Genomic DNA, 12,770 nt, shown 5'->3' on the forward strand with positions numbered 1-12,770 from the left:
AAACCCTAAAGTTTTGAACTATTTTAAACAGATCACAAACGTTAAACCAATGAAAACAACAAGCCTTTTTATTACCTTTATTTCTATTGCTTTTTTTAAGCTTTATGCCCAAGAGCAACCCATAAAAACCGATTCTTTAAGTGAGGTTATAATCACTTCTACCCGTATAGATTTGCCTTTTAAAGAAAATGCAAGAACCATTAACATTATTTCTGCCGAAGCAATTAAAAATAGTGCTGCTATCACGGTTGCCGATTTACTACAACAAGTTGCCGGCGTGGATATAAGACGTCGTGGTACGGGTGGTAGCCAAGCCGATTTATTTATTAGAGGTGGTGGTTTTGATCAAACACTTCTACTCATTGACGGTATAAAAATGGACGATGTACAAACCGGCCACAACACCTTAAATGCAGCGGTTCCAATAGAAGTGATTAAGCGTATTGAAATCATTAAAGGCCCTGCGGCTCGTGTTTTTGGCCAAAATGCATTTACAGGAGCCATTAATATTGTTACAAAATCAACCCTAAACAATTCGGTTTCTGCACAGATTGAAACCGGTTCCTTTGGGCAACTTAACGGTTCTATTACGGCCGGTACAGAATTAGAAAACTCTACTCATATTATTCATGTAGACCGTATGACTTCTGAAGGGTACCGCAACAATACCGATTATGATAATTCAAATTATTTCATCAAAAGTACTTTTAATAAAAACGCGCAGGCCATAGAAATGATCACCACATTCTCTGAGCGTAAATTTGGAGCTGAAAATTTCTACACCACCAGTGCAGATTATAATGAATATGAAGAAACACAGAACAGTTTAATGGCGTTCACCACTAAATTTCAATCTGAAAACTTTAAAATTCAACCTCGAGTATATTGGAAACGTAACCAAGATATCTTTCTTTTAAAACGTTTTGAGCCTAACTTCTTCAGAAACATTCATATTTCTAATAAAATAGGGGCCGAAGCCAACGCCTCTTACACCTCTAAACTGGGTATTACTGGATTTGGAATAGACCTTTCTAAAACCTATTTACAGAGTAATAACTTAGGGAACCGTAACCGCTTTATGAGCACCGTATTCTTAGAGCACCGTTTTGACCTTATGGAAAACCGTTTAAGTGTAACTCCCGGAGTGGCAATGACCTATTTTTCAGATTTTAAATTTAATGCCTTCCCTGGTCTAGATTTAGGATTTGACCTTAGCAATAATCTAAAAGCCTACGGAAATATTGGCTGGACCTACCGAATTCCAACCTATACCGATTTGTATTATAACGATCCTAGAACTATAGGAAATGAAGATTTAGAGCCTGAAGAAGCCTTTTCACAAGAAATTGGTCTTAAATACCATGCCTCAAACCTACGCGCTAGCGTAGCACTTTTTAACCGCGACGCCACCAATCTTATAGATTTTGTAAGACCTAATACTACCGAAGAAATCTACACAGCAACCAATATTGCTGAAGTGAACACCAAAGGGATAGAGCTTGATGCCGCATACCACTTTAATGTAAAAGGCTATAAACAAAGTATCGCGCTCGGTTATGCCTATTTAGATGATAATATTTTAGAACAAAATGAAGAATTATCACGTTATGCCCTTAACACCTTAAAGCATCATTTTACCACGACTTTAAGCACTAAACTATTTAAAAACATCAGTCAGAATATCGTTTACAAATATGCGGAACGCACCACCGGACAAACCTACAATGTTTGGGATGCCTCAGTAGTCATGACTTTAAAGCAAGTAGAGCTATCGGTAACGGCAAGTAACATTTTTGATGCGGACTATATAGAATCGGGCTACACCCCAATGCCACCAAGTAATGTGTTATTTGGTATGCGTTATAAATTTCTATAAGCGATAACCCTTAAAGGTTCAGCCTTAAACAATCTTCTTAAAACATCTGCAGCGTCAATATTGACCTTGCAGATGTTTTTGTTTTACACACCTTCTACCGCAGTAAAACCAACTTATGAGCGAATTATTTTTAGCTTCAACTGTAACAAAACCCTAAAGTTTGCTACTGATATAGAGCAAGTCTTTCTTTTATCGTTAGCTATTCAACTTTAAAATCCTAAAAAGATTCGGATAACAGACCTTGGTTTTTAAACTCAGAAAGAAGAGGCTTTAAGTTGAAAAAAATCAAACCGATAAGCTTGAATTTACTTTCAGAAAAAATGTTGTAATCTCTTACAATGGTCGTATATTTATTAACTCAAAATTTAAAGGAAATCTCATGACAGAATGGTACTTAAGTTTGGAATTTATTTCGCAAATCTATTGGCTTGTGGCTATAGTGGGCTCACTGATTTTTATCATAGTGATGATTTTAACTTTTGTGGGTGGTGATGGAGAAGATTTTGGTGATATAGATACGGAAATCGATGGCGATGCAGGATTTCAATTTATATCTTTTAAAAATCTTGTTGCCTTTTTTACCATTTTTGGCTGGAGTGGTATAGCTTGTATTGATGCTGGACTTTCAAAACCCTTAACCATCATTATTTCTATTATTTCTGGTTTATTGATGATGGTAATAATGGCCTCCTTATTTTATTTTATCAGTAAACTTTCAGATAGTGGTACTTTAAAATATAAAAACGCTTTGGATGCCGTTGGAGAAGTCTATTTAACCATTGGTGCAGACCGTTCTTCTATGGGAAAAGTCACCGTAAATGTTCAAGGGACTATGCGCGAGTTAGACGCCTTAACCGATTCTTTAACCCCGCTAAAATCGGGCACCATTATTAAAGTTGTAGCGGTCACCTCTAATGGAATTCTGATAGTCGATAGAACCCGAAAACCTATAGAACCGTCTCAAATACAAAGCAGCCAAGACGCTTTACCTGGCCAATCACAAAAGAAACTTTTATAACTAACACTTAACCCGTATGCAAATGAACTTATTAACCATTCAAGAAACTATTAATGTAGAAGGCCTCGGAGGGCCCATGCTACTTATTTTTGTTGCCCTTTTTATTGTGGTGACCTTACTAATCTTAATAAAACGCTACAAACGTTGTCCTTCTGACCGTATTTTAGTGGTTTATGGTAAAGTTGGCGGAGGCCAATCGGCAAAATGTATTCATGGTGGCGCCGCGTTTATTATTCCTGTAATTCAGGATTATGAATTTTTAGATTTAACACCAATTTCAATTGAGGTTAACCTGGTCAATGCCTTATCAAAACAAAACATCCGTGTTAACGTGCCTTCACGTTTTACCATTGGGGTATCTACAGAGCCTGGGGTAATGCAAAATGCCGCAGAACGTTTATTAGGTTTAGGAGCTCAAGATGTACAAGAATTGGCTAAGGAAATTATTTTCGGTCAGTTACGTTTGGTTGTTGCTTCTATGGATATTGAAGAAATTAACAATGATCGTGATAAATTTTTAACGAACATTTCGCAATCTGTTGAAACCGAATTAAAGAAAGTTGGTTTAAAATTAATCAACGTAAACATTACGGATATCGTTGACGAGTCCGGTTATATTGAAGCGCTTGGTAAAGAAGCCGCAGCCCATGCTATTAATGCCGCCCGTAAATCGGTTGCAGAGAAAACTAGAGATGGTTCTATTGGTGAAGCTAATGCGGTACAAGATGAAAGAACACAAGTTGCTGCTGCTAATGCACAAGCGGTAGAAGGTGAAAACTCAGCGAAAATATCGGTAGCGAATTCAGATTCTTTACGTCGTCAGCGTGAAGCCGAGGCAGAACGTGTGGCAATCGCTTCTGAGAAAGTACAGGCTGCAAAAGCCTTAGAAGAGTCGTATGCTGCAGAGCAAGAAGCTGAAACCGCGAGAGCAGAACGTGAACGTTCATCTCAAATGGCCGATATTATTGTCCCAGCTGAAATTGATAAGCAAAAAGCGGAAATTGATGCTGAAGCAGAAGCGGAACGTATTAGACGTAAAGCAAAAGGTGAAGCCGATGCGATATTATTTAAAGCACAGGCCGAAGCACAAGGTCAGTATGAGATCTTAACCAAGCAAGCAGCGGGTATGGAGCAAATTGTAAAAGCCGCTGGTAATAATAGTAGAGATGCTGTCTTATTATTAATTGCTGATAAGTTACCAGAATTAGTACAAGCTCAGGCCGACGCTATTAAGAATATTAAAATTGACAAAGTTACGGTTTGGGATAACGGAAGTAACGGAGAAGACGGAAAATCGTCTACTGCGAATTTCTTATCAGGAATGTACAAATCAGTACCACCTTTACAAGAAATGTTTAATATGGCCGGTATGGATTTACCTGAGTATTTAAAAGGTAAGGACAAAAAAGAAATTGAAGCGGAAGACGCTAAAATTGAAACTACAGAAAACTAAGCATTAAGACCTATTTTGAAAACTATTAGTTACCACAGACCAAGACCAACACTACAACTTATTTATGGTGTTGGTCTTTTGGTATTGAACATTTTAGCCTTAATATCAGGAAATTTATTAGGCGTATTATTTGGGGCCGCAGGCTTTTATTTTTTCCGAAAAGAAGGTTTAGAAATGGACCTTGAAAATTCTCAATACAGAACCACCACAAGCTTGTTTAATCTCACTTTCGGGACTTGGCATCCACTCCCGGAAATTGAATACGTTTCGGTTTTTAAAACTACACAAACCTCAAGAGTTTGGGTCTCTGCCGCGAGCACCCAAGTTACAACATCGTGTATAAAGGTTAACTTATTCTATAATACTAATAGGAAAATTGAAGCCTACGAAACGGACAATACAGACCAAGCCTTTGCGATAGCAACACAAATCGCTAGCGCTTTACATCTAAAAGTTTTAGACGCCACCTCTAGAGATCCAAAATGGCTCTAAGTCAAAAGTCATAAAACTTAACAATTATCACGTTCCCTCTCACTCAAACCTCAAGCGTCAGTTCGAGTGATTTCGAAGGCACGAGAAATTGTATCGAGAACTCATCATTCAACCAAACCAAACCCGCATACCTCCCATAAAAACCTACACAACTCAAACCCCAAACGTCAGTTCGAGTGATTTCGAAGCATGAGAAATCGTATCGAGAACGCTCCATTCAACAAAAACCAAAACCCACAACTCTCATAAAACCCAACCCAAACCACAAGCGTCAGTTCGAGTGATTTCGAAGCATGAGAAATCGTATCGAGAACCTAGCCTATAACCTAAACCAAAACCCACAACCCTCATAAAACCCAACCCAACTCAACCCCCAAGCGTCAGTTCGAGTGATTTCGAGGCACGAGAAATCGTATCGAGAACTCATCATTCAACCAAACCAAAACCCTCATAAAAACCAACACAACTCAAACCCCAAGCGTCAGTTCGAGTGATTTCGAGGCACGAGAAATCGTATCGAGAACTCATCATTCAACCAAACCAAAACCCTCATAAAAACCAACACAACTCAAACCCCAAGCGTCAGTTCGAGTGATTTCGAAGCATGAGAAATTGTATCGAGAACTCATCATTCAACAAAAACCAAAACCCCATAATCCTCCTAAAACCCAACCCATCTCAAACCCCACCCGTCAGTTCGAGTGATTTCGAAGGCACGAGAAATCATATCGAGAACCTAGCCTTCAACCTAAACCAAAACCCCACAATCCTCATAAAAACCAACGCATCTCAAACCCCAAGCGTCAGTTCGAGTGATTTCGAAGCATGAGAAATTGTATCGAGAACCAAGCCTTCAACATGTCCCAAGCTTTTCTTAACTTTACAGCTAAAATCTAAACGCATTTGAAACTCAACCTTCAAGACATTCCACGTGTAAAAACCATCACCAAGGACGACTTTATAAATCAGTATTTTAAACCACAGAAACCTGTGGTCATTGAAAAATTTATAGAAGATTGGCCGGCCTACAAAAAATGGAATTTAGACTACATTAAGGCCGTCGCCGGAGATAAAACCGTTCCGCTTTATGATGACAGACCAGTACATTTTAAAGATGGTTTTAACCAAGCGCACGCCACCATGAAAATGAGCGATTACGTTGATTTACTAAAACGCGAACCAACGAGATATCGTATTTTTCTATGGAATATCTTAAAGGAAGTACCGCAACTTCAAAAGGATTTTAAATTTCCTGATTTTGGACTGCGTCTAATGAAAAAGCTCCCAATGTTATTTTTTGGCGGCACCGATTCTTACACCTTTATGCATTACGATATTGACTTGGCTAATATTTTCCATTTTCATTTTGAAGGTGAAAAGCAATGTATTTTATTTGATCAGAAACAAAATCCTTATCTCTATAAAGTACCTTTTGCCTTAATTACACGAGAGGATATTGATTTTTCTAATCCCGATTTAGACCAGTGGCCAGCCTTAAAAAATGCAAAGGGTTGGGTTTGTAATCTTAACCACGGCGAGGTTTTATACATGCCAGAAGGCTATTGGCATTATATGCGTTACCTCACGCCAGGGTTTTCTATGAGCCTACGGGCTATAGCGCGTAACCCAAAAAATTTAGGAAAAGCCATTTACAATGTTTTTGCCATGCGTAACATTGACAATCTTATGCGACGCCTAAAAGGCCAGAAGTGGATAGACTGGAAAAACCAAAAAGCTTTACGCAACACACAGCGATTCAGCTAATTTTCTCACATTACTTAAATACTATTTGTATATTTGGCCCTTATATTTAAAATGAAAAACATGAAAAATATTTTACTTGCAGTGGCGCTATTAGCCTTTAGTTTTGGTAACGCGCAAGCCTTTGAAGGTAAAGGCGACCAAAAATTTCAAGTGGGTGCAAACCTTCAAGATTATGCTACCGGGATTAATGTAAGCTTTGACCATGGTTTAGGCGAAAACATCTCTGTAGGGGTTTCTTCGTCTTATGCTTTAGGAGGTTCTAGTTGGATTGAAAATTTAGACTTCGAAGATCGTTTTGATCTTAAAGCACGTTTCAATGCCAACTTAGGAAACGTCATTAATATTGATGAAAATTTTGACTTTTACCCAGGTTTAAACCTTAGTTTAAAAAACTTTGGAGGCCATGTTGGAGCCCGTTATTTCTTTACAGAAGGTTTTGGGGTTTATACTGAAGCTTCTTTTCCTTTAGCGAAATATGAAGAAAATTCTATTGATATCCATAATCAATTTGCTGTAAACATAGGGATGAGTTTTAATATCTAAACTCTGACCTTCACTTATAAAAAACGCCTATTCTAAATTTAGAATAGGCGTTTTTTTTATGGCATCAAAAATAAAACCTTTTTTTTGACACCAAAATCCTACAAAATATTGCATACACTCTTCATTTTTCTCTAATTTTTATCGTTAATCGAAATTAATTGCATTTTAAAGTTTTTAGTTTTAAACGCTCTCATATACTTAATAAGACCTCTAACTTTGCCATCTTTTTTACCCTAGTTGTACCGTTAGATGATTAAAAAACTTATACTAATTCTTTCCGTTTATTTCAGTGTCTTAACACTCGGTTACGGACAAACAGAAATTTTCAATATTACTAGTTATTCAAACCTTCCAGCAAATTGGTTTGGGCAAAATAACATTACATCAAACAACATTGAAAACGGCTCAGGTTTCATTTTAGAAAAGGGGAATCCTAGTGACCAAATTGAAACTGCTATATACAATTTAGAAGCTTATGACTCGGCTACTTTTACTGTTGATATGAAGAAATTTTCTGGTGGTGGTCAAAACAAATTACTTGTAGAAGTCTCTACAGATGGCGGCACGAGTTTTACGCAAAGTTATACAACCCCGAGCACCACAGGAAATTACAAAACACGAACAGTAAGTATCTCCGAGGTATCTGCACAAACGGTAATTAGACTAAAAGTCAACGCTACTAATGGTGCAGATATCCAATTAAAAAAATTAATTTTACAAGCAACAGGGGTAGCAACGAAAACGATTACTGTTATTTCTTCTTCTGGTGGTACTATTTCTCCTGGTACAACACAAGTCAATTATAATGACAGTCAATCTTTCACAGCGACAGCAAACAGTTGCCATACCTTTGATTATTGGTTAGTTGATGATGTACAAGCTGGTAACAATAACCCATACACCTTCACCTCTGTTACAGACCATCATTCACTTGAAGCCGTGTATACCCAAAGCTCTTATACGATCTACGCTGCTGCTGGCGCTAACGGTACCATAAATCCAAGTGGCAGTACAACTGTTTTTTGTGGTAACAACCAAACTTATAATTTTACCCCGGACGCCGGTTATATGGTGAGTGATGTAATTATTGACAGTACGTCCTATGGCCCTTTAGAGAGCTACACCTTTACAGATATTGCATCTTCTCATAATATAAGTGTAACCTTTGCCGTTTACGAAGGGCCTTGTGGCTACGAAACGTTTTCCAACGCCAACCTTCCTAATAATTACAGCGATGGGAATTTTACAGGAGATCAAGGGATTGAATGGACCTATTTAAAATCTAAAAGCGCGAGTGGTAATGAGATTGATGGATCGGGGATAACTTTTTATAAAAATAGTGAATTAAGCATAGCAAACGTTCCTGGTGGTATAGGAGACTTCTCTATACAGTTAAAAAAAGCAGGTTCAGGTAGTGCAGAACGTAAAATAGAGGTTTTTGTTAATGGTAACTCTAAGGGCAGCTATACTCTTGAAAATAATTCTAATACCCAAACATTCAATATTTATAATATTAACATTAATGGTTCCATTAGTTTAGAAATAAAGAATCAGAAAAATCAATCTGTAGTTCTTGACAATATAGAATGGACCTGTTATGATGTTTGCACACCCCCAAACACTCCTGAAGGCATAATTGACGGTCAAACACAGGGCTGCCCGTCTACTACAACGTTAAGCTTTTCTGAAACCGCCCCTAATGCAGTGGCCTACTTTTGGCAAACAAGTGCTACAGGAGAATCACAATCTTACAATACAACAAGCAACTTAAACGTTACTACCCCTGGCGATTACTATGTAAGAGCCTATAATACAACTGAAGGTTGTTGGTCTTTAGAAGCTGTTGGTCCTTATCATGTAGACATTAATGCTACAGCTCCTGTAATCAACACACATCCTAGCGACATCACCGCGCCTATTGGAGGTACGGCAAGTTTTGTTGTGGCCAGCAACAATGCTGAATCCTACCAATGGGAAGTCTCTACAGATAATGGAAATACTTGGACGACTATTGGAAATTATACCAATAGTCTTTCAATAGCTTCAGTTACACTTGCTCATAACAATAACCTTTATCGTGTGGAGATCAGTAATTCTTGTGGAAGTAGCACATCGGATACAGCAACATTAACCATCAGCGAAACGACACTGCTAAATCCTGGAGAATTAATTTTTGTTGGATTCAATGGAAAAATTAATAACAATAACGCTAATGACGAGTATCTTATTGCCAATTTTGCAGACCTCACCCCAGGAACAGAATTTTCAATAGTTAACTCGCGTTTTGAAGCTGGAGCAGCGGCACAGCAGCGTACCTTAAAATGGGGAGGAGCAAGCACAGATGCTAGTGAGGCACCTTATGAAGCTAAAATAACCTATACGGGAACGACAACGATTCCTGCAGGGTCGGTATTACGTCTTCAAGTTACAGAATCGGAAGCGTTTATTTCTTCGGTAAGCGTTACTGAAGGAAATACAACCACTACAAGAACCAATGACTTTGAGGCCTTAATTACCACCCCTGGACACTATCCTAATTTAGCGACAAATACGTCAGACCAAATATTTCTTATGCAAGGTAATTTCGTTTACGATGGAAATACAACACCTAGCGAAGCTAATTATTACTTTAACGGAACCGTACTTCATGGACTAACAACATATACGCCTTGGGTTTCATTACAACAGGCTTGTAGCAGTACCACTGTAGAATCGAGGATACCACCAGAATTGTATTGTTTTCATATTGAAAGTACCAACTCCCATAGCGGTTACTACCAAAATAGCCAAGAACATGGAGCAGCAACTCTAAGAAATCTCATATATAATATTTCAGAAACAGCACTTCATTGGACCTTTCAAACCTATAATAGTTTTAACCCTACAAGCAATGCTGCAACGCATGCTGGAAAAACATTTACCATTACACCAAGCCAACCCGCAGGACAATGGGTGGGCGATGCAGATTCTAACTGGTTTAACTGTTTAAATTGGGAGGGACTTTCCGTGCCTAAAGCTAGCACTAACGTCCGTTTAGACGCTAGCGCCTTTAACACTCCAACTATAGACTATACAGCACCGCATGCAGAGGAACATCACGCCACCGCTTACTCTAAAAACCTAACCCTGTCTGGTCTCAGTTTAACAATGCAAGGTAACAGTAATAATACCTTAGAAGTCCATGGAGATTTAAATATCATTTCTAATGGAACCCTAAAGATGGATGATGCCAATCCTGATTCTGAAGATGGCACCATTATTCTATACGGGAATTGGAACAACGCCATTGGAACTACAGGGTTTGAAGAAGGAAATAGCACAGTGATATTTAATGGTGATTCACCACAAATTATCGATTACAGTGATTCTAGCGGACTTACCTCAACAGAAACTGAGCATTTTTACCACGTAGAATTGTCTAACAATTTTACCACCGCCACCTCAAACAAGCTATATACCAAAGGTAACCTTACTATAAACCAAGGATATACCCTAACGATCTCTAATGATGATTACATTTTTGTTAATGATGCCCTTATAAATCATGGCACCTTTTATATAGAAAATAACGGCTCCTTAATTCAAGATGGCAATGGTACAAATCTAAACAGCGGAAACCTTTTTATGGAGAGAACGGCATATGATGTGCACCGTTTAGATTATGTCTATTGGTCGTCTCCCGTGGAAAATTTTAATACTAATGCTATTTCAACCGCAATTTCAAGCGCTCTAATTTTTGCTTGGAATCCTACTTATTCAAACTCTAATGGTACACAAGGCAATTGGGTATCTGCAGGTAACAGTATTATGACACCGGGTAAAGGCTATATTTTAAGAGGCCCTAATACGCATACTACAGCTCAAGAATTTACAGCTCTGTTTAGTGGATCTAGACCTAACAATGGTAATATTAGCGTTAGTGTGGCAAGAGGGGATTTTAGCGGCTCAAATTACACCACCTCTAGCGGAAATACAGTCACCAAATATGATGATAACTGGAATTTAGTCGGAAACCCCTATCCCTCTGCTATTGATGCTACAACATTTTTACAAACCAATACTAATCTTCAAGGTTATATTAACTTATGGACACACGGTTCTTTACCTAGCGCTAATGTAAGCAATCCGTTTTATGCTAATTTCGTCAGCAATTACTCTACCGATGATTATATTACCTATAACGCTTCAGGAGCGGTTTCTGGCCCTGATACGTTTAAAGGTTCTATTGCCGCTGGTCAAGGTTTTATGGTCAATTTAGAAGATGGAAACGCCTTAGAAACCACTATAGAATTTAACAACAACATGCGTTCAACAACGTATAACAATACACAGTTTTACAGAAATGCTAGCAGCACAGAAAAACATCGTATTTGGCTAGATTTAGAAGGGCCAAACTCCACAACCAACCGTATACTTGTGGGGTATATTTCTGGAGCTACTCAAGGAAAAGACCGTATTTATGATGCTATAAATAGTGGAACTAATCAGCAAAATTTCTATAGTCTTATTAACGACGAAGCCTTTAACATACAAGGAAGAGCAGTAGATTTTACCACTAGCGATGTTGTTCCATTGGGTTTTACAGCAGAAACCTCTGGTAGCCACACTATTGCCATACACGCCTTGGACGGTTTGTTTGAAACTGGAAACCAAGCCATCTATCTAAAAGATCAGCTTTTAAATATTACACACAATCTATTAACGCAACCTTACAGTTTTACTTCAGATTCTGGAACTTTTAATTCGCGTTTTGAACTTGTATATGAAGATGAATTTACCCTCTCTATCAATGATCTGGAAACGACAACTAACACTGTTTCTATAAGAGAACTTGAACACAATAACGTACAGTTTAAAGTTGAAGGGACTGCAACTTTTAAATCTATAGAAATTATAGACCTCAACGGACGTCGTGTGTATTATTTTGAAAACAACACGAGCCTCGCCGTTTACAATTTAGCACGGTTAAGCAAAGCGCCTTACATTGCGAAATTAGAACTTTCTAATGGTCAAGTTTTAACCAAAAAAGCCATTAAAAAATAAAGGATACCAGACTTATAAAACTCAAAAGGGTGGACAAACATTTTGTACCACCCTTTTATTTTAAATACGCATTAAGTTTTTCAAAAACCAAGTAGGACTCCCAGCCTCGATACAACAGGTAATCGGCTATTTTTTTCTTTTTTTTATACACATTAGGCTCTTTTACTAAGGCGATTCGTTTTTCAATCAAAGTCTCTAAGGTCTGCTCATAATCGTCTTCATCAATCTCCTTGAGGCCGGCATCAATACTAAATTTAGAAATATCTCTAAATTTAAGCTCACGGAGCAACCTATTTTTACCCCATTGTTTCATTCTGAATTTCCCCCTAACAAAGGCTTTAGCAAAACGTTCTTCGTTAAGAAAATTATGCTGAATAAGGTGCACCATAATAAGATCTATGGCTTCTGGAATCATATGCATCTCGTAAAGTTTTGAGCGCACTTCTTTATGGCAACGCTCTTGGTAAGCACAATAATGCTCTAATTTTCGCTTTGCTTCGTCTACAGTATAGGTTTTCCTTGCCTCCATGAGCCTCAAAAGTACAGTTTTGAAATTATATAGGCTTGCCGCAGATCTGTAT

The 12,770-nt window shown here is 38.0% G+C and carries 8 protein-coding genes; 7 read left to right on the forward strand and 1 reads right to left on the reverse strand.

Features of this window, described 5'->3' with window-relative positions; all coding sequences use genetic code 11:
* The first annotated feature begins 49 nt into the window (after window positions 1-49).
* From ACFQ13_RS13000 to ACFQ13_RS13030, 7 genes are all read left to right on the forward strand, one after another.
* On the forward strand, window positions 50-1,876 hold the full coding sequence (locus ACFQ13_RS13000; RefSeq protein WP_386118014.1) for a TonB-dependent receptor plug domain-containing protein: 1,827 nt from the start codon (window positions 50-52) through the stop codon (window positions 1,874-1,876).
* Between the two features lie 379 nt (window positions 1,877-2,255).
* The gene (locus ACFQ13_RS13005; protein ID WP_386118016.1) at window positions 2,256-2,894 is read left to right on the forward strand and encodes a hypothetical protein; all 639 of its coding nucleotides are present in this window, start codon (window positions 2,256-2,258) and stop codon (window positions 2,892-2,894) included.
* Window positions 2,895-2,916: 22 nt separating this feature from the next.
* On the forward strand, window positions 2,917-4,347 hold the full coding sequence (locus ACFQ13_RS13010; RefSeq protein ID WP_386119450.1) for a flotillin family protein: 1,431 nt from the start codon (window positions 2,917-2,919) through the stop codon (window positions 4,345-4,347).
* A 15-nt stretch (window positions 4,348-4,362) separates the two neighbouring features.
* Entirely contained in the window at window positions 4,363-4,839 is a 477-nt protein-coding gene (locus ACFQ13_RS13015) for a hypothetical protein (RefSeq protein ID WP_386118017.1), read from the forward strand.
* A gap of 903 nt (window positions 4,840-5,742) precedes the next feature.
* Window positions 5,743-6,603: a cupin-like domain-containing protein gene (locus ACFQ13_RS13020; protein WP_386118019.1), complete on the forward strand. Its 861-nt coding sequence runs from the start codon at window positions 5,743-5,745 to the stop codon at window positions 6,601-6,603.
* A 60-nt stretch (window positions 6,604-6,663) separates the two neighbouring features.
* Window positions 6,664-7,146, forward strand: coding sequence for a DUF6646 family protein (locus ACFQ13_RS13025; RefSeq protein WP_386118021.1), 483 nt, complete (start codon window positions 6,664-6,666; stop codon window positions 7,144-7,146).
* A gap of 249 nt (window positions 7,147-7,395) precedes the next feature.
* A complete protein-coding gene (locus ACFQ13_RS13030; protein WP_386118023.1) occupies window positions 7,396-12,189 on the forward strand; it encodes a hypothetical protein in 4,794 nt (1,597 codons plus the stop codon).
* A 55-nt stretch (window positions 12,190-12,244) separates the two neighbouring features.
* On the opposite strand, the gene ACFQ13_RS13035 is transcribed toward ACFQ13_RS13030, so the two are convergent.
* A complete protein-coding gene (locus ACFQ13_RS13035) occupies window positions 12,245-12,718 on the reverse strand; it encodes a regulatory protein RecX (RefSeq protein ID WP_386118026.1) in 474 nt (157 codons plus the stop codon).
* Between the last annotated feature and the right edge of the window lie 52 nt (window positions 12,719-12,770).

It is taken from the genome of Winogradskyella rapida (genome assembly GCF_042675845.1).
Classification (GTDB): domain Bacteria; phylum Bacteroidota; class Bacteroidia; order Flavobacteriales; family Flavobacteriaceae; genus Winogradskyella; species Winogradskyella rapida.